The sequence below is a fragment of the Colwellia sp. Bg11-12 genome, from assembly GCF_014076955.1.
Taxonomy (GTDB): domain Bacteria; phylum Pseudomonadota; class Gammaproteobacteria; order Enterobacterales; family Alteromonadaceae; genus Colwellia_A.
The window spans coordinates 271,248-294,318 of record NZ_JACGUZ010000059.1; the positions used below are offsets into that span (position 1 = coordinate 271,248).

A 23,071-nucleotide genomic window follows, 5' to 3' on the forward strand; every position below is an offset into this window, starting at 1 on the left:
TAAAAATTTATTGAGGTTGAATTTTATTTTCAGGTAATGATAGACAAAGGCTTATCACAGTAATTTTTTGAACACCATGAGCTTTAAGTAAACGGCAAATTTCATTACAGGTAGAGCCCGTTGTTACCACATCATCAAGTAGTAAAATGTGTTCAGGCAGATAGCGACGTTTATTATTATTGACTAAATAATCGCTTGAAAGCTCGAAGGCAAGGCGTAGATTTTTACGCCTTGTAACACCTGTTTGGCCCGCTTGGCTTATGTTATTATTTATCCGTTTCAAGGCATTTGGAAAATATGCCATCTTAGCTTTACGAGCAAAATTTTCCGCGAGTAAATGTGCTTGATTAAAACCACGGTCTTGCCACTTTTTAATATGAATGGGCACAGACAATAATACAGTTGGAGGAATGAAATCTTCAGCGGCTTGATTTTTATCCTCCAGCATACTTTTCCACTGTTTAAATAACAAAAAGCCTAGTAAATTAACCAATTCAAAACGCCCGTGATATTTCAGTTGTCTTACCCATAAATCAATAGGCCATTGATAAGGTGAAACAGTAATTAATTGATTGAACATTCTTTTGGGCAATAAACGATTGACCTCTGGCCATGTTAATAAATCTCCATGTAATTTTTTTAAGTCAAACAGTGGTAAATCAGCTAAACAAAAATCACAAATAATCGCTTGGCTTTGGCACTCTCCACCACATAAGTCACAACAACTTAATTGTGTTTTAATCGATTTAAATCTTGCAATAAAACACAGTGATTTTTGTTTTATTGCGAGTAAAAACTTTTCTCGGTTAAATTCCATTTATTAAATCCATTGGGTAAACTGTCGCTAACTTTTGTTTACTAAAAATTAACGGTAACTCCATTGACTATGAGCATGGCAGAAACTTTAAAAATATCGAGCCAAGGAAGTGGGCTCCCACTCGTTTTTATTCATGGTTGGGGAGTAAACTCAGCGGTTTGGCAACCAAGTGTTGAAATATTAAAAAAACATTTTGAAGTGATCACTGTTGATTTACCCGGTTTTGGCATGAATGTAGAACTTTCATTATCACCTTACACATTAGCCCAAGCTGCTACATTGATTCAGCAAGCTGTTGCAAAACCTGCCGTCTATATCGGTTGGTCATTAGGTGGCTTAGTTGCAAGTGAAATAGCATTAAGTTTCCCGGCTAAAGTCAAGGCGCTAGTGACTGTTGCAAGCTCACCATGTTTTGTTGAACAAGAAAACTGGTTGGGAATTAAACCTAACGTACTGACGTTATTTCATCGGCAACTGGCGGAAGACACAGCGAAGACTATTAATAATTTTCTAAAAATTCAATCAATGGGCAGCCCACATTTACGCGATGATATTAAGTTACTACGCGCACTTGTTATGCAATTTCCACTGCCAACAAAAATAACGTTAGATGAATCATTAAAATTACTTGAAACAGTAGACCATCGCGACGAGCTCATTAAAATATCAATGCCATTTCTGCGTTTATACGGCAAACTTGATGGTTTAGTGCCACGAAAAGCAATTGAAATCATTAGCACATTAGCACCTGAAAGTGATGCCGTTATTTTTGAAAAAGCGTCGCATGCTCCTTTTATTTCGCACCCTGAAGAATTTCATCAAACATTAATTTCTTGGCTAGACCCTTTGTTTGATTGATTTTACAGAGAATTTCTTCCTTTACTTTTTAGTCGTTTTGTATGATAATTGAACAAAGACATATCAAGATTCAACAGTGAAATTTAGTTATTCATTATCTGTTCATTGGTATTCTGTTTATTGATATAGAGGAGTCTGTTATGGAAATACAATCAGCATTTACAAGTGGTGTACAAGGTTTTCAAAAAGCGCAAGGCGATGCAACTCAAGCTTCTGCCGATATTGCGGCTAACTTAGCGGTTAGTCCTGAAGACTTTGGTATTGGACAAGAAAATAACACTGATAGCAGTGACAACGCTAATACAACAGAAAAAAAAGCCAGTTCAGCAGAAACACCTGACCTTAATAAAGCGAGTGTCGATTTAAAGGTTGCTGAGTTTCAAGCTAAAGCATCGGCTAATGTTATACAGACTGCCGATGAAACGTTAGGTACGTTATTAGACGTTCGAGCTTAAATTATGAATATCACGCCGCAAACGCATACATTGTCTATCCCTACTGCGGTTAATCCGCAAACGGATAGCTTGCGCCGTGAAAATAACATACGTGAAGTTATTGCGAAACCAGCGGCTTCGAATCAGTCAGCCGCTGAGAAAGGTGTGGCATCTGATAAAGAAAGAGGTAGATCATCTGCACAGAATAATGAAACGGTTGATTTTGAAAACATCCGTAAGCAAGCGGAACTAGAAGCCAAAACGATTAATAGTGGTAGTGAACGTCAAAATGATTCTTCTGACGAGCAATCAGCAGCGCAAAAATATTTAGCTAAAGAGTTAGCGGCTGAAGTAGAAAACGAAGATAATCAATCAACAGAAAAATCTCCTGACGTTAATGGCTCTCCTACTCTGAATAGCCCTGAAGCTATTGCAGAGCAGAAAGTGATAAATGAGCTTCAATTACGTGATCAAGAAGTGCGTTCTCATGAATTAGCACATGCTTCTGTTGGTGGATCATCAACAGGCGCTCCTTCCTATAGTTTTGAAACAGGCCCTGATGGTAAAAAATATGCAGTTGGTGGTGAAGTTTCCGTCGATCTTTCTAGAATAGATGGTAACCCCCGTGCAACTATTGCCAAAATGCAAAAAGTACATGCGGCGGCCTTAGCACCAGCTAACCCTTCAATTCAAGATACTCGTGTGGCCGCATCAGCATCAAAAATAATATTACAAGCACAGTCAGAACTTGCCGCAATTAGTTTAGAAGATCCTGCAAAAGCTAAAGACTTAAATGTATTGATTAAAACAAATGATGTTTTTGCTAAAGAAGAAAATAAAAAATCAGAAGACATTGATTTTGATACACTCGTTAATCGCACATTAGAGGCTCAAGAACAAATAGTACCAAGTCGCGATGTTTCTGTTGATGAAAGGTCATTGCGGATCGAAAGTTTTTATTCGGGTATCAATCAAGCTTATGAAAAAGCACCAAGCTTCCATTTTCAGTTAACGGCATAACGTTTTAAGTTATTAACATACAAATAAAAACGCCTCATTATAATTAAATAATGAGGCGTTTTTTGTTCATCTGTATCTATAAAACTAAATACCGTAACTTTCACGATATTGATTAATACTTGCTAAACTTGTCACTAACTCTGGTTGTGAAGCAATGTTCTCTTCAAGGTAGGTTACAACATCAGCTAAGGTAACAATCGCAATAACTTGTGTACCAAAATCTCGTTCGACTTCTTGAATCGCGGATAATTCACCTTGGCCTTTTTCTTGGCGATCAAGGGCGATTAATACGCCTGATAATTCAGCACCATGTGCTTTAATGATTTCCATTGATTCACGAATCGCTGTGCCCGCAGTAATAACGTCGTCAACCAACATTATTTTACCTTGCAGGGGCGAACCCACAAGACTACCACCTTCACCGTGAGTTTTAGCCTCTTTACGGTTAAAACAATAAGGTACATCCATATCGTGATGATCAGCTAATGCTACAGCAGTAGTGGTTGCAATAGGAATACCTTTATAAGCAGGACCAAAAAGCAAATCAAAGGCGATGTTTGAATCAGCAAGTGCTTGTGCGTAGAAACGACCTAAGCGTGCTAAATCTCTACCCGTGTTAAATAAACCGGCATTAAAAAAATAGGGGCTGGTACGGCCTGACTTTAAAGTGAATTCACCAAAGCGTAATACTTGTTTCGCTAGAGCAAATTCAATAAATTCACGTTGATAGTTTTTCATCTTTATTCCCACCTAAAATAAGAGTATTTAGTTAAGTGCTAACTTTTGTAAGTCAAACAACTCATTAATGCTGTCTTTTGCTAATGCAAGCATGCTGTGCATTTCATCGAAGCTAAAGGGGGCTTCCTCTGCCGTTCCTTGAATTTCTATAAGTTTGCCGGTGTCTGTCATGACGACATTCATATCAGTATCAGCAGCAGAATCTTCAGGGTAATCAAGATCAGAAACGGGTTCACCTTTATAAATACCAACAGAAACTGCGGCTATCATATGTTTTAACGGATTAGTTTTTATAATATCTTTAGCACGCATATAGTTCAAAGCATCAACTAATGCGATACAAGCACCCGTAATTGAAGCGGTACGTGTACCGCCATCAGCTTGTATAACATCACAATCAACGCTAATGGTATTTTCACCTAGGGCTTTTAAATCAACAGCCGCGCGCAATGCTCGAGCGATTAAACGCGAAATTTCTAAGGTACGACCACTTTGTTTGCCGTTAGCTGCTTCTCTACGCATACGAGTATGAGTAGAGCGAGGTAACATGCCGTATTCTGCAGTGATCCAACCTTTACCTTGTCCTTTTAAAAAGCGCGGTACCCCGACTTCTACTGAGGCAGTACAAATAACTTTGGTGTCGCCAAATTCAATTAATACTGAACCTTCAGCGTGAGTCGTAAATTGACGAGTAATAGTTACAGGACGTATTTGACCTGGAGTTCTTCCGCTTGGACGCATGTTGATATACCTGTGATAAAATAATTGTTGCGCATTATAATCGTTCAGCACCAAATTTGACATAATGACGTGAAAACAATTTGAAATATAGTTAATCTAACCAAGGTCTAGTTAGAAGTGTTTTACACTATCCTATTTTTATTGAGTCTATTTATGAAATTTTCTTCTCGTTTACTCCTGAGCTTTTGTCTCTCTTTTTTACTAATAACAACGGCTTCAGCCATTAGTGCCGATGACTTACCTAAATACAGTAAAGTCTATGATGAAAAAAGTGACCCTTTTAAAGATGCGAATGCTGCAATAACATTAGCTAAAGAAACTCAACGTAATGTACTGATTGAAATTGGTGGCAATTGGTGTGGCTGGTGTAAAAAGATGGATGATTTCTTAGAGAATAATCCAGAAGTTTACCAAAAGCTTCATCGTGAATTTGTACTATTAAAAGTAAGTGTTAGCGATAGTAATGAAAATGAAGGGTTTATGAAGTCTCTTCCCCCAGTTTTAGGTTATCCTCATATGTATGTTTCAACGAGTAGCGGTAAAATGATCTTGTCAAAAGATACCGCAGAGTTACTCGATGGCGAACAGTATTCTAAAGAACAGTGGTTAGCATTTCTGAATAAATGGCAAAGCAATGCGATAAAGGATAAATAAATGTCAGAGTCAGCATTAAATAAAGTTAGCAGTTTTTTTGATAAAAACTATCAAACACCTACTTGGTTGTCACATAAGTTTTCCCGCCGTAAATTATTGAAATCAGCGGCCGGAGCCACCGCAATATCTGCGCTTCCTGCTTTGGCATTTAGTCAAAATGAAAAAGAAAAATTGTTTGAAACTTTGCAGGCAGAACCTTGGTTAACCTTAAATGCTGTGCTTGATCATCTCTTGCCAGAATCGAGTAATGGTCCAAGTGCGAAAGAGTTACAAGTCGTTATTTATTTATATAATGTTGTCTATCAGCAACCGACTGAAAAAAATGAAATTGACTTTATTTTTAAAGGTGTCGGTTGGTTAAATGGCTACACGCAAAACCAATTACAAAAAACGTTTACTGAATTAGGCAAAGCCGAAAAAGAAACTATGTTACGAGGTATTAGCGGCTCGAGAGCGGGAGAAAACTGGCTCAATAACTTACTGGGTTATATTTTTGAAGCAATGTTATCGCCACCCACTTATGGCGGCAATCCAAAAGGGATCGGTTGGCAATGGTTAGAACACCAAGCGGGCTTCCCATTACCTAATGCAGGCGGTCGTTACTTTGAATTACCTAAACGTTCAGTCGTTAGCGACAACAGTGCTCGCAACATTATTCAATCAAAAGATCTGTTAGCAAATAAAAAGTTGCCGACAGTTAAAGGAAGTAACAAGGCATGAGTTTTGATATTTGCATAGTTGGTAGTGGGGCAGGAGCTTCGCCTGTTGCTTATACATTAGCCAAAGCAGGCGCTAAGGTATTAATACTGGAAAAAGGGCCATGGTTAACAGAGAAAGAATTTTTCAAAGATGAATTAGCCATCAGTTTACGTGATTCATATAATCCGAAACTTATCGACGAACAGCACGTTATCGAAGAAGAATACGAAACTGATAGCGGAGAAAGTTACTGGCAGGGCGAGCCAACAAGTGAATCGGGTTGGAGCTTCTGGAACGGAAATGTTGTGGGTGGTTCATCTAACTTTATGAGTGGCTATTTTCATCGTTTAAAACCAGTAGATTTTAAATTAAAATCTACTTTTGGTGAAATTAAAGGTGCTAACATTGTTGACTGGCCTATTAGTTACGATGATTTGGAACCTTTTTATGCGCAAGTAGAGCGGGAAGTTGGCGTTTCTGGGAGGACTGTTGCACATCCTCACCAAGAACCACGCTCAACGGTATTTCCTTACCCGCCATTAGTTGACCATCAAGTGTCAGGGTGGATAGACAAAGCGGCAAAAAATATTGGCTATCATTCGATGCCCGTACCTCGTGCAATATTATCAACACCTGCGATGGGCCGAAAAAGCTGTGAATATTCAGGTTATTGCAGTAGTTATGGCTGCTCAACAGGCGCAAAAGGCAGTGGTCGAGCGGCTTTGCTAAACCATGCAGTGGCCACTGGAAACTTGACCATTAAAGCGAATGCTAAGGTTTATCATATAGCGAGTGATGACAAAGGTGAAATTTCTGCTATTCATTACTACGACTCACAAGGTCGCGAGAAAAAAGCAACGGCAAAAATTTATGTTGTTGCTTGCCAAGCGGTAGAAACGTCACGTTTATTACTGGCTTCTAAAGGGAAGAAATTTCCACAAGGTTTAGCGAACAATAGCGGACAAGTTGGTAAGAACTTAGTATTTAGTGGCGGAGGTACAGGGAAGGGAGACTTTTTGTTCGCTGATTTAACAACTGAAAAGCAAGCACAATTAAAGCAAGTAGGTCCCTTTATTAATCGTGCCTTGCAAGACTGGTATCAAATTGACGATAAAAGTTTTTCTGGAGCGAACTCGCAAGGTAAAGCAAAAGGCGGCACTATTGACTTTCTCTTCTATCAAAACCCTATTGCCCGTGCACAAGGCCAACAATTCAATGACGAAAGTGAGTTAGTGTGGGGCGAGCAATTACAGAAAAATTTAAAAGAAGAATTTACCACCTATAAAACGTTACGTTTTGAAGTTTTTAATGACTGGTTACCTACCGACGATTGTTTTGTCAGTTTAGACACGGAAGTCACCGATAAATGGGGGCAAGCGGTTGCTAATGTAAGGATCGGCGCACATCAACATGACATGGTGGTTGGAGAGTATTTAGCTGAAAAGGGCAAGAAGTTACTTGAAAGTATGGGGGCAAAAAATGTGACTAGCTCAGTAAGCAGCTACCCACCAACAAACTTAATGGCTGGAGGTTGCCGGTTCGGTCATGACCCTAAAACATCGGTATTGAATAAATACTGTCAAGCTCATGAAGTCGATAATTTATATGTAACGGATGGTTCATTTATGCCAACAGGCGGCAGCGTACCCTATACGTTTACTATTTATGCCAATGCTTTTCGCGTTGCCGAGCATATTAAAGAACGTTGGCAAGCATCTATTACTTAATGACGTGCGCAGTGAAAAAATATGGCCGGCATTAGCTCATTGTCGTGTGTGTTTTGATGCCACTAGAAAGGAGCTTTTCCACTGCTAATAGATGAATTTGATCTGAATTCGCTATTTTCACGTATTACTCATTCAGTGCGTCATGTTTTAGATAAATAGGAGTAATAAAGTATTGTTACCACATAAAATTATGGGGGTTATATTTGATCTCGACAATACCCTGGTATCTTCATCTTTAGATTTTGACAGCATAAGAGCTTCTTTGGGTTGTCCAAAAAACATCGATTTATTAGATTTTGTTGCTGCCTTACCAGAAAGTCAGCAAGTTGATGCTACTGAACTGTTAGTTGAGTATGAAATCAACGATGCGGTGGGGGCAAAGAAGCTGGCGGGCACCGAGCAAATTTTAACCTTATTGGCTGAGTTGTCTTTATCATGCGCGATTGTTACGCGAAATTGTCGTCAAGCAGCAACTATAAAAATTGAAAATAATAATATTGATATTGAGATATTATTAACCCGAGAAGATCACAAAGCTAAACCTGCTCCTGATGCCTTATTACATTTAGCAGAGTTGTGGCAGATAGCCCCTGAAAATTTATTATACGTTGGTGACTATTTATATGATCTACAAGCAGCAAAAAATGCTAACACCATGTCTTGTCTTATCAATTATGGTAAAACGGCGAGTTATGAAGAGTTGGCAGATGTTGTTGTGCGTGATCTCAATGAATTAAGCGCGACAATTAAGCATGTATCTATTGTTGAACATGCATAGCGGAATTATCTGCCCTGTATATTTTAGTTCTGCTTGGGTATTAAATCGATAATTACTTATTTCCAAGTAAATCTGTTAAGTGGGACACTTGTTCGCTTAACATAGCCACTTGCTTTTCTAACGTTACAATTCTTTGCGCTAGTGATGATTGGCTATCAGGTGAAACATCAACAGTTTGCACCGTACTAACAGTCATTAAATCGAGTTCACTGGTGTCTGAAAATAAATGAATATAGCGGGATTCTCGCTTCCCTGGCTCTCGTTCTAGCTTTTTAATTAAGGTTTGATTACCGAAATCTTGCAACTGCTGCAAAGTCGTTTCAATTTCATTAACATCGGTAAAGTCAGCCAAGCGATTTGTACGGGTTCTCAACTCACCAGGGGTTTGGGGACCTCTTAGCAATAACACACAAATAATGGCTCGTTGCTGTGGTGTAAACTTCAAATGACCAAACTCAGTATCACAGAAACGATGAAAATATTTATTTACTCGCGCAGACGCTTTATGATCTATCATTAATAGATTCATTTCTACCAGTTCATCGACTAAGTTTTGCACATCACTTTCAGAAAACGACGTGACCGGTTCTCGGTTACTTTTTTGATTGTAGCCTATAGTAATACCATTTAAAGAGAGCGGATATTGCTCAGGGGTCGTCGTTTCTTTTTCAAGCATTACGCCAATAATGCGGCATTGGTCGGCGGATAATGTGATCATTTCAAAGCTTCCTTGTAGAATTTCCTAGGCATGTTATACCAAGCAAATTCTGTTTTTACTAATGTTAAATTAATAAATTATCCACAAAAAAGCCATAGTTAACTATGGCTTTTTAAAAACGTAAAATTCGCTAGAACGCTATTCAATATTCGCGATCTGCTCACGCATCTGTTCAATAAGTACTTTTAATTCCACTGCTGAGTTGGTGATATCAACATTAATCGATTTAGATCCTAAAGTATTAGCTTCACGATTAAACTCTTGCATCATGAAATCTAGACGACGACCTTGAGCGCCACCTTTTTTAAGAATACTCTTTGTTTCTTTTACGTGACTAAAGAGGCGATCAATTTCTTCATCAACATCCATCTTTTGCGCAAGTAAGACGAGTTCTTGCTCAACTCTGCTTGAATCAAGCTCAATTTTCGCATCGGTGAATTTATCGGTGATCCGTTTACGCTGCCATGCAATAATTTCTGGCATAAACGCTTTAACTTTTTCAGATTGCTCAACAATACCTTCAAGGCGTTGTTCTATTAGTACTTTTAAGTTTTCTCCTTCACTTGCGCGTGCATCTATAAAGTCTTTCAGCGCTTGTTCAAAACCCACCAAAATCTCTTTTTGAATAATGGTCATGTCCGCTTCTTCAGCTTCCATAACACCGGGCCAGCGCATTATTTCTAAAGGGTTTAACTGACTATTAAGTGTCTGTTCGTTGATCCAACTTGCGTGCTGAAGCAGTTGTTCAGCTAAGCCTTTATTAAGTGATAAATTATTTTTTGCTGACGGGTTAGCATTGAAGCGCAAGCTACACTCGACTTTGCCCCGGTTTAATTGTTTGCGAAAACGTTCACGCAATGCGGGTTCAATGCTGCGAAATTGCTCAGGTAAACGGAAGTAAGTTTCCAAAAATCGTTGGTTTACAGAGCGGATTTCCCAAACTGCATTACCCCAATCACCTTTTACTTCAAAGCGAGAAAAAGCTGTCATACTATGGATCATATTGTTGTCCGTTTGCTGAGTGTAGAAATTAAGGTAATTATGCCAAACGCGTGATCAGGTAGCTACTTTATTTTAAAGAGGATAATAATTGAGTTTTATTTATCTCAAAGTGAAAGAGTTAGTATAACTTCCACTTTTTTTTAATTTTTGCTAGTTGACCACTGGTGACTAATTGTTGAAATGCCGCTTTATATTTTTTTATCAATACCGGTGAGGTATCAAGACTAAAGGCAATACTGAGTTTGTTATTTAATGCAGCTACTTCGTTTAACCTTTGTAGTTCATTAAAGTCATAGCCAAGACTTTTAGCTCTGGTTTCTATGGTTATTTTTGTCGCGAGAATTAGGTCTACTCGGTCAATAAACAACATATCCATATTTTGTCGTTCGTTAGCGAGCTGGTATATATTTGAAAAACCTTGAGCAATTAAATATTGTGCAGAGTTTGAATTTCTTGAGGCGGCAATCTTTAAGTTCTTTAAAGCAGATACTTGATAATCGGTTTTTGTGTAATGCTTTTTTAATCCCCAAAAGTATAATCGCTCTTTTTTTAGTGCACCGATCCAATGAAATTTTTTATCTCTCATTTGTGTATGAGCAATAGAGTAAATTAAAGTATTCGGTTGATTAAGCGCAACTTCGTATGCTCTGGCCCAAGGCATTATTTTAATGCTAGCCTGGTCTTTCGTTATTTTAAATAAAGCTTCAACCACCTCTGTAGAAAATCCACCTAAGCTACCATCTGCTTTTTCAATTTGATAAGGCTCTAAGAGTTCAGTAACCACATCGATTTCTTGCGCTCTAGCATCGAATGAGACTAATAAAGCGATAATAAGGGCGGTAATCATCGTTAAAAAATTTTTATAAAATTGCATCATATATATTTTTAGTATCGCGACCTTACTTGGTAACAATACCCCATTTTTATAGACGGTTAGCCACAGAATAATCAAAGAGGTCTTTTAACAAAGTTAATTCCCCTCTAATTAATAATATTTTATCCTACCTTTAAATAATAGCCCACTTTATTTCAATGAGTGATTATTTTGTGTAAATGCAGACATAAAAAAAAGCAGCCTAAGCTGCCTTTAAAAGAGATGAAGCTATTTTTAACTGAGTACGAAGTCTAAAATGCCAATGGCTGCTTTTCGGCCTTGATCTACAGCCGTAACCACAAGATCTGAGCCTAGTACCATATCGCCGCCGGCAAAAATATTTTGTTTAGTGGTTTGTAAAGCAAATTCGCTATTATCTGCAGCTAAAACGAGTCCACGTTTATCTATCTCAACACCTGCATCTTTCATCCACTGAGGTGGACTGGGTAAAAAACCAAAAGCAATCACTACCGCGTCAGCTTCCATTATAAATTCACTACCCGCTATTGGTTCAGGGCTTCTTCTGCCTTTTGCATCTGCCGCACCTAGTTGAGTTTTTACAAATTTAACACCACAAGCATTACCATCTTTATCAACAGCAATATCAAGAGGCTGTATGTTGAATTGAAAATTTACGCCTTCTTCTTTAGCATTTTGAACTTCACGAGGTGAACCTGGCATGTTGGCTTCGTCACGACGATATGCACACGTTACTTCGGTAGCATTTTGACGAATTGAGGTGCGTACACAATCCATTGCAGTGTCACCTCCACCGAGTACAATCACTTTTTTATTTTCAAAACTGACATATGGCTTGGCATTTTCAGTAATTTTCATTAAGTTTTGCGTGTTACCAATTAAGAAATCAAGCGCAGTGTAAACACCTGCAGCACCTTCGTTCTCGAAACCACCCGTCATATCGGTGTAGGTGCCAAGTGCTAAAAATACAGCGTCGTATTCTTCGCTCAATGATTCAATAGTTACATCAACACCTACGTTGATATTTAAACGAAATTCAATGCCCATACCTTCAAAAATTTCACGACGTGTTTGAATAACATCTTTTTCTAATTTGAACGAGGGAATACCAAAAGTTAGCAAGCCACCTATTTGGGCATGTTTGTCGTAAACAACCGCGTCGATACCATTACGTGTTAGTACGTCTGCACAAGATAAACCAGCAGGTCCTGCACCAATAACAGCGACACGTTTGTTCACTTTTACTACGTTCGATAAATCAGGTTTCCACCCTTGTGCAAATGCAGTGTCGGTAATGTACTTCTCGATATTACCAATAGTGACGGCGCCAAAATCTTCGTTTAACGTACAGGCCGATTCACAGAGTCTGTCTTGTGGGCAAACACGACCACACATTTCAGGTAAGCTATTGGTTTGATGACACAAGTCAGCAGCTTCAAAAATCTTCCCCTCGGTAACCAACTCTAACCATTGTGGAATATAATTGTGAACAGGGCATTGCCACTCACAATAAGGGTTACCACAATCTAAACATCGGTCTGCTTGGCCAGCACTTTGGTCAGTACTCAATGGCTGATATATTTCAACAAAATTTATTTTACGTTGTTCAATCGCTTTTTTAGGCGGATCGATGCGCTTAACATCGATAAATTGATAAACATTTTTACTCATACTGTTTTCCCTTAATTCGCATTCTCGACACGACTACTGTGCTTGAACGCGAAGTTCAGCAGATGAACGGCTACGATGACCTAATAAGGTTTTAACATCAGTTGCCGTAGGTTTAACTAATTTAAATCGCGGTGCGTAGGCATCAAAGTCAGCTAAGATTTCTTGAGCGCGCGCACTGCCGGTTTCATCAAAATGTTGGTTGATAATACCGCGTAAATGCTCTTGATGAATTGTCAGGTTGCTTATCGGCAATAACTCGATTGACTCACCATTTAAACGAACATCTAAATCGCCAGATTCATCAAATACATAAGCAAAACCACCGGTCATTCCTGCACCAAAGTTTACCCCAACTTGACCTAGAATGGTCACTATGCCGCCGGTCATGTATTCACAAGCGTGATCACCAGTACCTTCAATTACCGCATGAGCCCCTGAGTTACGCACAGCAAAGCGTTCACCCGCACGGCCACAACCATAAAGTCTGCCGCCAGTTGCGCCGTATAAACAAGTATTACCCATGATCATCGTTTGATGACTTAAATACTCAACACCTTTTGGTGGTTTAATTGTCAGCTTGCCGCCAGTCATTCCTTTACCAACATAGTCATTAGCATCACCTGTAAGGGTCATTTCTAAGCCACCGGCATTCCAGACACCAAAACTTTGGCCAGCTGTGCCATTAAGATGGATTTTAATAGGTGAAGACGCCATACCTTGATCGCCATGATGACGAGCAATTTCACCTGATAATGAAGCACCCACAGAGCGATCGGTATTCTGTATTGAAAAACGGAATTCACCACCTTTACTATGTGATACGGCATCAGTACATGCGGCCAGAATCTCTTTATTCAACACGCCCTTATCAAACGGGTTATTATTTTCTGTTTGATAAAGAGCCGTATCAGCACCCGCAACAACCGGAGCAATAATGGGTGATAAATCTAATTTTTGTTGCTTAGCCGTTAAGCCCGTAAGCTGTACTAATAAGTCAGTTCGACCAATTACTGCGGTTAAGCTTTCAACCCCTAATCGCGCTAAAATTTCACGAACATCATGAGCTATAAACTTAAAGTAGTTCATGACTTGCTCAGGTAGACCTTTGAAGAATTTTTCACGTAACACATCGTCTTGTGTCGCAACACCTGTCGCACAATTGTTTAAATGGCAGATACGGAGGAATTTACAGCCCAGTGTTACCATTGGTGCGGTACCAAAACCAAAGCTTTCTGCACCTAAAATTGCTGCTTTAACAATATCGATTCCAGTTTTTAATCCGCCATCTACCTGTAAACGTACTTTATGGCGTAAACCGTTAGTGACTAATGACTGATGCGCTTCAGCTAAACCTAGCTCCCAAGGACAACCTGCATATTTTACTGAACTTAATGGGCTAGCAGCTGTGCCACCGTCGTAACCAGAAATGGTAATGAAATCAGCGTATGCCTTTGCAACACCTGAAGCGATTGTACCCACACCAGGGCCTGAAACGAGTTTCACTGAAATAACCGCTTTAGGGTTTACTTGTTTCAAATCGAAAATAAGCTGAGCTAAATCCTCAATTGAATAGATGTCGTGATGCGGAGGTGGAGAAATTAGCGTAACACCCGGTACAGAAAATCTTAATTTAGCGATTAACGGTGACACTTTATCACCAGGTAATTGACCACCTTCACCGGGTTTTGCGCCTTGCGCCACTTTAATTTGTAGTACATCAGCATTTACTAAATAGTGTGGTGTAACGCCAAAGCGACCAGAAGCGATTTGTTTGATACGTGAATTTTTTACTGTACCAAAGCGACGTTCATCTTCACCCCCTTCACCAGAATTTGAATAACCGCCTAAACGGTTCATGGCGATAGCCAATGCTTCATGAGCTTCGGGGCTTAATGCACCAATTGACATAGCTGCGCTGTCGAAGCGTTTGAACATTTCAGTTTCAGGTTCTACCTTACTGATATCAATTGACTGGGTATCTTCTTTAAAACCCAATAAGTCACGTAACGTCGCCACTGGGCGGTTATTTACTTGATCAGCAAACAGGCGATAATCAGCGTAATCTCCTGACTGAACTGCTTTTTGTAAGTAGGTCACGACATCAGGATTATAAGCGTGATATTCACCACCATGTACATATTTGAGTAACCCGCCATGATTGACTTTCTGATGCGCTAAAAAGGCTTTACGCGCAAGGTTGATGTTGTCTTGTTCTATATCTGAAAAATCAGCACCCTGAATACGACTCGGTAAATCAGGGAAACACAACTGCATAATATTTTGATGTAAGCCAATCACTTCAAATAAGCCCGCACAACGATAGCTGGCAATAGTTGAAATACCCATTTTAGATAATATTTTTAATAAGCCTTTATTGATGCCATCGCGATAGTTCATTACGGCTTGGCGAGCGGTTAACTCAATTTGTCCTTGGTCAACTAATTGTTCAATGGTTTCAAATGCAAGGTAAGGGTAAACAGCTGTTGCGCCAAGTCCCAGTAGCACGGCAAAATGATGAGAGTCACGTGCTGCTGCTGTTTCAACAATAATATTAGAGTCACAACGGAGTTGTTTTTCAACTAAACGTTGTTGCACGGCACCCACAGCCATAGCGGCCGGTATAGGTAACATACCCTTATGAATTTGACGATCTGAAAGTACGAGAATAACGGTGTTTTTGTCACGAACCAATGTCTCTGCTTCATCACATAAACGAATAATTGCCGCTTCTAAACCTTCTTCTGTATCGTAATTTAAGGTTAGCGTGTCGCTGCGGTAATGTTCAGGGTCAAGGTTTCGTAGTTGCTTTAAACCCGTATACATAAGTATAGGCGTTTCAAATAATATGCGGTTAGCATGACCGGTTGTTTCGTTAAAAACATTATGCTCGCGGCCAATACAGGTACCTAGTGACATAACGTAGCGTTCACGTAATGGGTCAATCGGCGGGTTTGTTACCTGTGCAAATTGTTGACGGAAATAGTCAAAAATTGTACGAGGCTGGCTTGAAAGTACAGCCATTGGAGTATCGTCACCCATAGAGCCTGTTGCTTCCATGCCATTTTCAGCTAATGTTTTAACAATTTGATGGATCTCTTCATAGCTGTAATTGAACATTTTATGGTATTGCGAAATAGCTTGGTCATCAAAAACACGCTTACCAATGAGTTCAGCATCTAGTTGATGAAAGGGTATCAAGCGTTGTGTGTTTTTATCTAACCATTCACGGTAAGGATGACGAACTTTTAATTCTTCATCAATATCGGTAGAGGTGAATATTTTTCCAGTGTAAGTATCAATAGCAAGCATTTCGCCAGGACCAACACGCCCTTTTTCAACCACTTCATCTTCACCGTAATCCCAAATGCCAACTTCAGAGGCTAAGGTGATAAAGCCATCACGAGTAATAACATAGCGAGCAGGGCGTAAACCATTTCTATCTAAATTACAGGCAACATGGCGACCATTGGTGACTACAACACCTGCAGGGCCATCCCATGGTTCCATATGCATAGAGTTAAATTCGTAAAACGCTTTTAAATCTTCATCCATTAACGGGCTATTTTGCCAAGCTGGAGGCATTAATAAACGCATACCACGGTATAAGTCCATGCCACCAGCAAGGAATAATTCCAACATGTTATCTAAGGATGATGAGTCAGAGCCACTTTCGTTAACAAATGGGGCTGCGTCTTGTAAGTCAGGTAATAAAGGTGATTTGAATATGTGTGTTCGTGCTCTACTCCACTGGCGATTACCTTTAATTGTGTTAATTTCACCATTATGGGCTAGGTAACGAAAAGGTTGTGCTAAGTACCATTGGGGAGATGTATTGGTTGAAAAGCGTTGATGAAATACACAAATTGCGGTCTGCATGCGAATATCAGCAAGATCTAAATAAAAATTCGGTAAATCTACAGGCATCATTAAGCCTTTATAGATAGTGACCAAACACGATAAACTCGCAACATAAAAAACGCTATCGTCAATACGTTTTTCTGCACGACGACGTGCCATATATAAGCGGCGCTCTAAATCTCGATTTCTCCAACCAGGAGGGGCATCAACAAAGACCTGCTCTATTTGTGGCATATTATTTACTGCCGTTTCACCTAATATAGAGGTATCAGTGGGCACTATGCGCCAACCAATTAAGGTCAGCGTTTCACGCGCTAACTCTTCTTCAAGAATCTTTTTACTTAAAGCCGCTTGAATCGGATCAGGATTGAGGAAAATCATCCCTACAGCGTATTTTCTGCCAAGCTTCCAGATGTTCTCTTCAGCAATAGCTCGAAAGAAAGTATCAGGTTTTTGCATTAACAAACCACAACCATCGCCCGTTTTACCATCGGCAGCAATACCACCACGATGTTGCATACGGTCAAGGGCATGAATGGCCGTTTTTACAAGTTTATGGCTGGCCTCACCTTGTTGGTGAGCAATTAAGCCAAACCCGCAGTTGTCTTTCTGAACGCTGTGATCGTAAAGCATGATGTTATTTTCTCCTCAAGAAATAACCGCTTAAGCACAGAGAATATAAAGAAAGAATAAAGTTATACAAAAATTGCATAAATACTCCGTTTTCACTTAAGTGGAACCTTTCACATTAAACACTTATCGCTAAAAGGTCAATCAAAATAGAGTATTTGCTCGTAGTTTTTTTACATGAATGTAGGTATTTGTTTTAAAAGAGTATTATGTGATTATGTCAGTTTTGTTGACTTTTTGTAGAATTTTAAGCGCTGATCTCAATTGTTTTAAGCGAGTTGAGAATGATTTTTGTTTACTTTGTTGTAATTTAATTACATTTTTGTTTTTGTTAATAATAAATACGAGTAAATTAGGTGATTAATATTATTCATTTTTTATTCATTGGTGTATGTGCAGGACCACAATGACAAGATTAAATTTCAGACATAAAAAAACCAGTATTAATTACTGGCTTTAAAGTTATGTTGCAATTTATTTCAAAAACAATGGCTTATGGTTGGTAACCGCCTTCAACACCTTTTGTCGTAATACTTACCGCATCATGGGCATGTAAAGATTCAAGGTGATTAATACGAAGCCAAAAGTCGTCATATTCAGGTGTGTTATTCATTGCGTGTTGTAAACGGCGAGCGGCGTCTTCACAAAACATTAAATTTTGACCATTCAAACGGGCAAATTCTTGTTCATCTTCTCGTTTTACTGCCGCTTGCACAGGCGTTTTTAAGCAACCTTCAATGATATCAACTAAAGCGGTAATCGGAAATTCATTAGCATTGGCATTTAGCTTAACTTTTAATTCAGCAACTGAACGTTGGCTATGAGGTGTGGCAACAATCCCTTCGGTCGTTCCGAGCCACTCGTGAATAGCATTTAAATCAGCTTGTTGATCGTTAAACTTTTCTTTAAAAGCTTTTTGAATTAATTGTCGAGCAAGAGCGGCAGAACAAGGACATGTAGACGAATATCTAACATCAACAGCAAGCTCAATATCAAGCTTTCCTTTATTTAATCGGCCCGTCAATGTAACAGGGTATGCTTTCCAGCCTTGTTTACCACTTATTAGAGATTTTCTTCTTAGGTGATAATCGAAACGAAACTGTACTTTTGCATTATCACTCAGGTCATTATGACTACTGATGAAGCCGTCAAGTAAAGTAACTAAGCTTTGAAAGTCTAAGGTATTACTAGTAGAAAGTTCGTCAAGTAACAAATACAAACGAGACATATGAATGCCTTTCGCTTGTGGTTCTTTTAAGTTTACAAACGCGTCAACAAAAGCAGAAACCATTCGCTCATTCTCACCTTGCGAAGCAACCATTATGGGCATTTCTATATTACTCATCCCAACCCAATCGAGCGTTCCTTCGGTTTGAGCGGTGGTGTGGTTGGCGATATCAGGCATTAATGTGGACATTTCTACTCCAGTGTTTCTAACACGCTATGTAAAGGGCTTTTTGAAACTTCAGTACATAACAAACTTATTAAGGGCGCGTATTCTAACGTATATTTAGTTGCAGATATAGCAGCAGTTCTTTTTTAAGTACCTTAGGTGCCTAAGTTACTGAAAGACTGTGTATTGATGAGGTTTTCGCTTTGTTAAGGATTTTTAAATCAATGTAAATGAAAGACATTTGTTTAATGACATCGCTGTTCATCTTGTTACAATGAATGAAATTACGCCGCTATAAATATAATTAAAGGTAGGATTTGTGAATAATATCGAACCGTTAGATGTTAATTTATTAGAGGGATATTTAGATAGTTTAGGCCAAGATATCCTTCAACAAATGTTAGATTTATATATCCAGCAATCAAAGACCTATATTGAAGAAATAACTGACTCTATTGAAAAAGAGTCACAAGACTTATGGCAAGCACGATGCCATAAAATGAAGGGTGCTACTGGCAGTGTTGGTTTGTTGGCGGCTCATGCCAAGCTCGTTGCTGTAGAAAAAATTTCAGGGCAATGGCCAGAAAAATCAATACATATTTCTGAGTTAATTAACCTTAATAAACAAGCGATTACCGCTTTTAAAACATGGTTAGCATCAAAGTAAATTATTGTCTTAAACAACTAAAAAGGGGAAGCAATTATTGCTTCCCCTTTTTAGTTGTTTATTACTGAAGCGCTTAATCTACAGAGCCAATAAAGCGATATCCTTCACCGTGAATGGTATTAATTAATTCAGGCGCATCAGGTACTGACTCAAAATGTTTGCGTAGGCGTCTAATCGTTACATCAACTGTGCGATCATTTGAACGAAGGTCACGACCAGTCATTTCTTTAATGAGTTGCTGGCGAGTCACAATCTGGCCTGTATTTTCAATTAACAAGCGTAATGCACGATACTCTCCACGCGGTATCGCTAAAATCTGTCCATCAGGAGCGGTCATTTTTCTTGAATTGCCATCAAGTGACCATTCGTTAAAAGTGATCACTGCTTTTTCAACTTCATTCTTTGTTTGACCAATACGATTAAGAATATTTCGCGCGCGTATCGTTAATTCACGAGGATTAAACGGTTTCGTTAAATAGTCATCAGCACCAATTTCTAAACCCAGTATCTTATCTATATCACTGTCACGACCAGTTAGGAATATTAAACCTAGTTCATTGTTGCTGGTGAGTTCCCTCGCCAATAACAAACCATTTTTACCTGGAAGATTAATATCCATAATGACTAGATTAATCGTGTTTTTTTGTAACTGAGTATCCATGCTCTCACCGTCGGTAGCCTCAGAGACTTGATAGCCTTCGGCTTCAAATAAGTTACGTAGGTTAAAGCGTGTAACATCTTCGTCTTCTACGATAAGTATGTGAGGTTTTTGCATGTTTTTTTTTCCACTCTTTATGTATTTGGCAATAATGTTTACTGTATGTTAGTTATAGCTGAAAATTATATTAACGCTATGTTACTAATGCTGATTTTATTAATTATTTATACAATTAATTGTATGGTATAGAACCACTACCTAAAAAACAATCAAGATTATGAGTTTCTTAATTTTCAACAACAATTTGTATGGCTACCTTTAGTCTTCTTCCATGACTTGTGTTGGGATAATTATTTTGAAATTGACACCACTTTCAACATCGCTAATAAAAGTTATCTTCCCACCTAATGCCTGTGTTACTAAATTATAAACAAGATGTAAGCCTAAGCCACTGCCACCAGAACCTCGTTTTGTTGTGGTGAATGGCTCAAAAATTTTATTCATTATAGAAGGCTCAATACCTCTGCCGTCATCTTGGTAGTCAATTGTTAGCATATCGCTATCAATACTAACCTGTATGGCTATCGAACCATATTCTCGTTGATCAAACCCATGGGTAATAGAATTTTGTATTAAATTAATAATAATCTGATTAATTGGGCCGGGTTTACTTTTAATAACAAGTTCGCTTGGACAGTCGACATTTATAATAAAAGGTAAACTTTTAATTTGTGGGGCTAAAGTCAATAATATGTCGTCAAGCAAATTTTTGATGTTAAACGAACGCGCTTCTTCACTTGACTGGTCGACAGCAACTTTTTTGAAACTAGAAATTAATGTAGCTGCACGTTTTAAATTGCGATAAATAATGGCAGTATTCTCTTCGCCCTCAATGAGAAACTTTTTCAAATGGCTAGATTTTAAGGTTTTATTGTCAAAAGCTTGTTTTATTTCTAATAAACGATCTGACAATAACGTTGAAGCGGTAACACCTAAACCTATTGGGGTATTTACTTCATGCGCTACACCCGCAACCATATCTCCTAATGAAGCCATTTTTTCACTTTCAACAAGTTGCCCTTGAAACTGGTGTAATTTTTCTAATGTAGACAGCAATTCATGGTTTGAATCTTTTAAGGCTTGGGTGCGCTTATTTACTTTATCTTCAAGATCTTTATTTTGTTGATAAGTAAGCTGTTTGTCATCTGACAAATTCGCTAATTGTGTTTCAGCTCTGTTAAGTAAAATGTTTATATTGAGCGCAAGAATATCAAGTTCTTTAAAAGGCATTTGCCCAATACGTAAATTGAATCTTTTATGTTTCGAAATATCTTGTACTTTATTTGCCATATCTGACATGGGAATAGTGATAAAGCGGTTGAGTATGATTGTTAATAAAAGCGTTAAGACAATAAGCATGAAAATAATGACACCATAGCGCAAGAACATATTGTTTGTTATACGTTTAATATAGTCAGTACTGACTTGTATATAAACGTAGCCAACTTTTTTATCTTGCTGAGTAATCGGTACCATAAGCTCTGTAATATAAGCACTTATCTTTACCGAAGATAACTCTATTATTCTATCTGTTTTTTTGAGTATAGGGGAGCTCATACTTTTATTATAGTTCGCAAAAAAAACTATGCCTTCAGGCTCAGGGGATAGTTTATAAATATGAACGTGGCTAATATAAGGGACAGATTTGAGCATCGACAAATAATGATCAATCAATAGCGTTTCATCATTAACGAGATTGGTACTGTTAGCATTTGCGATAAGCTCAGCCCAGTATTTTGTATTAGTGGCCGCGTCTTCTTTTGTATCTTCAATAAATGAATTAGCGATGATAAAAGAAGAAAGAGTAACAAACAATACAATGAAACCGATGATCATAATCATCAGTTTTCTCTTTAATGAGTGAATGTGTTTCATTTTTTCCATACTTTTATAGTAACTCAAATTCTACATTGAGCAATTAAATTGAACAATGATAAAGCGAGAAACCTTTTTGCTTAGCTAAAACTTGTGTTCTACCAATTGCTTCTTCCATTATTGGTTGATAACGTAAAAAACTATTAGCAACAACAATTACTTGTCCTTTCGGCTTTAAATGGGGTTTTATTTTTGAAAGAAATGTTTCAGTTGCTTGATAATTTGTTTTCAGGCCTTGATGAAAGGGAGGATTTGAAATAACGAAATCGTACTTGTCTTTAACATCAGATAGGCTGTTTGATGGAAAAATGTGACCCGTTAAATTATTTAATTTTAAAGTTTCCTGGGCTGAATATAAAGCTAACGCACTGACATCAAGTAAATGTAAATTAATACCTGGGAATAATTTGCCCAAGTAACTTGCGATAACACCAGCACCACAACCAAAATCGAGCAGTTTACCCGTTACCTTCTTAGGTATATTTTCTAATAAAACTTGTGTTCCGATATCAAGACCGTTTTGACTGAATACACCCGGTAATGCGACCACGTCTATAAGGGTATTTTTAATCGTAAATGAGTATGGCTTTAACCAATTTTCTAAAATAAACGTTTCTTGTGTCGCCAGTAAATTAGCCGCAAATAATAAACAATGGCGAGCAGCATCAATTTTTGCACAATCTCCAAGCTGATCGCGAGTTAGTTTTTCTAAAGATTTAATACCACTTTTATTTTCGCCAATAACTAATACTAAGCAATCTTTTGATACGACACTTGCAATCATCGCTAGGGTAAAGGTTAATTCCGCCTTACTTTTAGGGAATTGAATAATAACTAAATCGTGTTCAGTATCACTTTGGTAACTGGCACTAAATACAGCGTTCATTTGAGATAGTTGCAGCTGCTTCGCTTGTAAATGAAATTGATAATTAGTGTTGTAACATGTCATCAACGCGTTGGGATGAAGTGAGTGATATTCTTCAAAAAAATCGTCAACAGGTAAATTGATAAATAAAGGGGCTTTTGCCGGCAGTAAGTCGGTATTACGTAGCAGTAATTGATTGATGTTATCTAACAAAGTGATTCTCAAATGATTTGATTATGGCGTTAATAATAATACAGTTTAAATGATAAATTAATTAACGGTATTTTATACGCTTAACGACAAGATATGTTTATAATGGCGCCATTCTACGTGAATATTATAATCATGTCAGAAA

Annotated in this window: 20 protein-coding genes; 8 read left to right on the forward strand and 12 right to left on the reverse strand. The window is 38.2% G+C overall.

Features of this window, described 5'->3' with window-relative positions; genetic code table 11:
- Positions 1–7: 7 nt before the first annotated feature.
- Complete coding sequence (locus H4J39_RS07130; RefSeq protein WP_182226846.1) at positions 8–817, reverse strand: ComF family protein; 810 nt, start codon at positions 815–817, stop codon at positions 8–10.
- A gap of 75 nt (positions 818–892) precedes the next feature.
- On the opposite strand from H4J39_RS07130, the gene bioH reads away from it, so the two are divergent.
- The 3 genes from bioH (at position 893) to H4J39_RS07145 (ending at position 3,129) form a co-directional block, all read left to right on the forward strand.
- Positions 893–1,675, forward strand: coding sequence for a pimeloyl-ACP methyl ester esterase BioH (gene bioH, locus H4J39_RS07135; RefSeq protein ID WP_182226848.1), 783 nt, complete (start codon positions 893–895; stop codon positions 1,673–1,675).
- A 140-nt stretch (positions 1,676–1,815) separates the two neighbouring features.
- Positions 1,816–2,130 (forward strand): hypothetical protein, encoded by a 315-nt coding sequence (locus H4J39_RS07140; protein WP_182226850.1) that lies wholly within the window; start codon positions 1,816–1,818, stop codon positions 2,128–2,130.
- Between the two features lie 3 nt (positions 2,131–2,133).
- Positions 2,134–3,129 (forward strand): putative metalloprotease CJM1_0395 family protein, encoded by a 996-nt coding sequence (locus H4J39_RS07145; protein WP_182226852.1) that lies wholly within the window; start codon positions 2,134–2,136, stop codon positions 3,127–3,129.
- 84 nt (positions 3,130–3,213) lie between these two features.
- On the opposite strand, the gene pyrE is transcribed toward H4J39_RS07145, so the two are convergent.
- Both pyrE and rph read right to left on the reverse strand, forming a co-directional pair.
- Positions 3,214–3,867 (reverse strand): orotate phosphoribosyltransferase, encoded by a 654-nt coding sequence (gene pyrE / locus H4J39_RS07150; RefSeq protein ID WP_182226853.1) that lies wholly within the window; start codon positions 3,865–3,867, stop codon positions 3,214–3,216.
- Positions 3,868–3,894: 27 nt separating this feature from the next.
- Positions 3,895–4,608, reverse strand: a complete 714-nt coding sequence (gene rph, locus H4J39_RS07155; protein ID WP_182182232.1) for a ribonuclease PH — start codon at positions 4,606–4,608, stop codon at positions 3,895–3,897.
- A 153-nt stretch (positions 4,609–4,761) separates the two neighbouring features.
- On the opposite strand from rph, the gene H4J39_RS07160 reads away from it, so the two are divergent.
- From H4J39_RS07160 to H4J39_RS07175, 4 genes are all read left to right on the forward strand, one after another.
- On the forward strand, positions 4,762–5,262 hold the full coding sequence (locus tag H4J39_RS07160) for a thioredoxin family protein (protein WP_182226855.1): 501 nt from the start codon (positions 4,762–4,764) through the stop codon (positions 5,260–5,262).
- Positions 5,263–5,982, forward strand: coding sequence for a gluconate 2-dehydrogenase subunit 3 family protein (locus H4J39_RS07165; RefSeq protein WP_182226857.1), 720 nt, complete (start codon positions 5,263–5,265; stop codon positions 5,980–5,982).
- Complete coding sequence (locus tag H4J39_RS07170) at positions 5,979–7,688, forward strand: GMC family oxidoreductase (protein ID WP_182226859.1); 1,710 nt, start codon at positions 5,979–5,981, stop codon at positions 7,686–7,688. The genes H4J39_RS07165 and H4J39_RS07170 overlap by 4 nt, the downstream gene beginning before the upstream one ends.
- A gap of 172 nt (positions 7,689–7,860) precedes the next feature.
- Positions 7,861–8,466 carry an HAD family hydrolase gene (locus H4J39_RS07175; protein ID WP_259368777.1) on the forward strand — a complete coding sequence of 202 codons (606 nt, stop codon included), beginning with the start codon at positions 7,861–7,863 and terminating at the stop codon, positions 8,464–8,466.
- A 52-nt stretch (positions 8,467–8,518) separates the two neighbouring features.
- On the opposite strand, the gene H4J39_RS07180 is transcribed toward H4J39_RS07175, so the two are convergent.
- The 6 genes from H4J39_RS07180 to folE2 form a co-directional block, all read right to left on the reverse strand.
- The gene (locus H4J39_RS07180) at positions 8,519–9,184 is read right to left on the reverse strand and encodes a YceH family protein (protein WP_182226861.1); all 666 of its coding nucleotides are present in this window, start codon (positions 9,182–9,184) and stop codon (positions 8,519–8,521) included.
- 138 nt (positions 9,185–9,322) lie between these two features.
- Positions 9,323–10,186: a YicC/YloC family endoribonuclease gene (locus tag H4J39_RS07185; RefSeq protein WP_182226863.1), complete on the reverse strand. Its 864-nt coding sequence runs from the start codon at positions 10,184–10,186 to the stop codon at positions 9,323–9,325.
- A gap of 118 nt (positions 10,187–10,304) precedes the next feature.
- Positions 10,305–11,063: an ABC transporter substrate-binding protein gene (locus tag H4J39_RS07190; RefSeq protein ID WP_182226865.1), complete on the reverse strand. Its 759-nt coding sequence runs from the start codon at positions 11,061–11,063 to the stop codon at positions 10,305–10,307.
- A gap of 231 nt (positions 11,064–11,294) precedes the next feature.
- Complete coding sequence (locus tag H4J39_RS07195; protein WP_182226867.1) at positions 11,295–12,710, reverse strand: FAD-dependent oxidoreductase; 1,416 nt, start codon at positions 12,708–12,710, stop codon at positions 11,295–11,297.
- Positions 12,711–12,743: 33 nt separating this feature from the next.
- Positions 12,744–17,204: a glutamate synthase large subunit gene (gene gltB / locus H4J39_RS07200; RefSeq protein ID WP_182227083.1), complete on the reverse strand. Its 4,461-nt coding sequence runs from the start codon at positions 17,202–17,204 to the stop codon at positions 12,744–12,746.
- A gap of 487 nt (positions 17,205–17,691) precedes the next feature.
- Positions 17,692–18,615, reverse strand: a complete 924-nt coding sequence (gene folE2, locus H4J39_RS07205; protein ID WP_182226869.1) for a GTP cyclohydrolase FolE2 — start codon at positions 18,613–18,615, stop codon at positions 17,692–17,694.
- 295 nt (positions 18,616–18,910) lie between these two features.
- On the opposite strand from folE2, the gene H4J39_RS07210 reads away from it, so the two are divergent.
- On the forward strand, positions 18,911–19,258 hold the full coding sequence (locus tag H4J39_RS07210) for an Hpt domain-containing protein (protein WP_182226871.1): 348 nt from the start codon (positions 18,911–18,913) through the stop codon (positions 19,256–19,258).
- 73 nt (positions 19,259–19,331) lie between these two features.
- Here the strand turns inward: H4J39_RS07210 and arcA are convergent, their stop codons facing one another.
- From arcA to H4J39_RS07225, 3 genes are all read right to left on the reverse strand, one after another.
- A complete protein-coding gene (arcA, locus tag H4J39_RS07215; protein WP_182226873.1) occupies positions 19,332–20,033 on the reverse strand; it encodes a two-component system response regulator ArcA in 702 nt (233 codons plus the stop codon).
- Between the two features lie 201 nt (positions 20,034–20,234).
- Positions 20,235–21,851 carry a sensor histidine kinase gene (locus H4J39_RS07220; RefSeq protein WP_259368778.1) on the reverse strand — a complete coding sequence of 539 codons (1,617 nt, stop codon included), beginning with the start codon at positions 21,849–21,851 and terminating at the stop codon, positions 20,235–20,237.
- A gap of 43 nt (positions 21,852–21,894) precedes the next feature.
- The gene (locus H4J39_RS07225) at positions 21,895–22,929 is read right to left on the reverse strand and encodes a methyltransferase (protein ID WP_259368779.1); all 1,035 of its coding nucleotides are present in this window, start codon (positions 22,927–22,929) and stop codon (positions 21,895–21,897) included.
- Positions 22,930–23,071: the final 142 nt, after the last annotated feature.

Bases quoted from the DNA above. Each gene is read 5' to 3' on its own strand.
- folE2 (WP_182226869.1), bottom strand. From the start codon at position 18,615: ATGTCCACATTAATGCCTGATATCGCCAACCACACCACCGCTCAAACC.
- H4J39_RS07185 (WP_182226863.1), bottom strand. From the start codon at position 10,186: ATGATCCATAGTATGACAGCTTTTTCTCGCTTTGAAGTAAAAGGTGAT.
- pyrE (WP_182226853.1), bottom strand. From the start codon at position 3,867: ATGAAAAACTATCAACGTGAATTTATTGAATTTGCTCTAGCGAAACAA.
- H4J39_RS07190 (WP_182226865.1), bottom strand. From the start codon at position 11,063: ATGATGCAATTTTATAAAAATTTTTTAACGATGATTACCGCCCTTATT.
- H4J39_RS07220 (WP_259368778.1), bottom strand. From the start codon at position 21,851: ATGAAACACATTCACTCATTAAAGAGAAAACTGATGATTATGATCATC.
- rph (WP_182182232.1), bottom strand. From the start codon at position 4,608: ATGCGTCCAAGCGGAAGAACTCCAGGTCAAATACGTCCTGTAACTATT.
- H4J39_RS07160 (WP_182226855.1), top strand. From the start codon at position 4,762: ATGAAATTTTCTTCTCGTTTACTCCTGAGCTTTTGTCTCTCTTTTTTA.
- H4J39_RS07170 (WP_182226859.1), top strand. From the start codon at position 5,979: ATGAGTTTTGATATTTGCATAGTTGGTAGTGGGGCAGGAGCTTCGCCT.
- H4J39_RS07165 (WP_182226857.1), top strand. From the start codon at position 5,263: ATGTCAGAGTCAGCATTAAATAAAGTTAGCAGTTTTTTTGATAAAAAC.
- H4J39_RS07180 (WP_182226861.1), bottom strand. From the start codon at position 9,184: ATGATCACATTATCCGCCGACCAATGCCGCATTATTGGCGTAATGCTT.
- arcA (WP_182226873.1), bottom strand. From the start codon at position 20,033: ATGCAAAAACCTCACATACTTATCGTAGAAGACGAAGATGTTACACGC.
- H4J39_RS07145 (WP_182226852.1), top strand. From the start codon at position 2,134: ATGAATATCACGCCGCAAACGCATACATTGTCTATCCCTACTGCGGTT.
- H4J39_RS07195 (WP_182226867.1), bottom strand. From the start codon at position 12,710: ATGAGTAAAAATGTTTATCAATTTATCGATGTTAAGCGCATCGATCCG.
- bioH (WP_182226848.1), top strand. From the start codon at position 893: ATGGCAGAAACTTTAAAAATATCGAGCCAAGGAAGTGGGCTCCCACTC.
- H4J39_RS07140 (WP_182226850.1), top strand. From the start codon at position 1,816: ATGGAAATACAATCAGCATTTACAAGTGGTGTACAAGGTTTTCAAAAA.
- H4J39_RS07130 (WP_182226846.1), bottom strand. From the start codon at position 817: ATGGAATTTAACCGAGAAAAGTTTTTACTCGCAATAAAACAAAAATCA.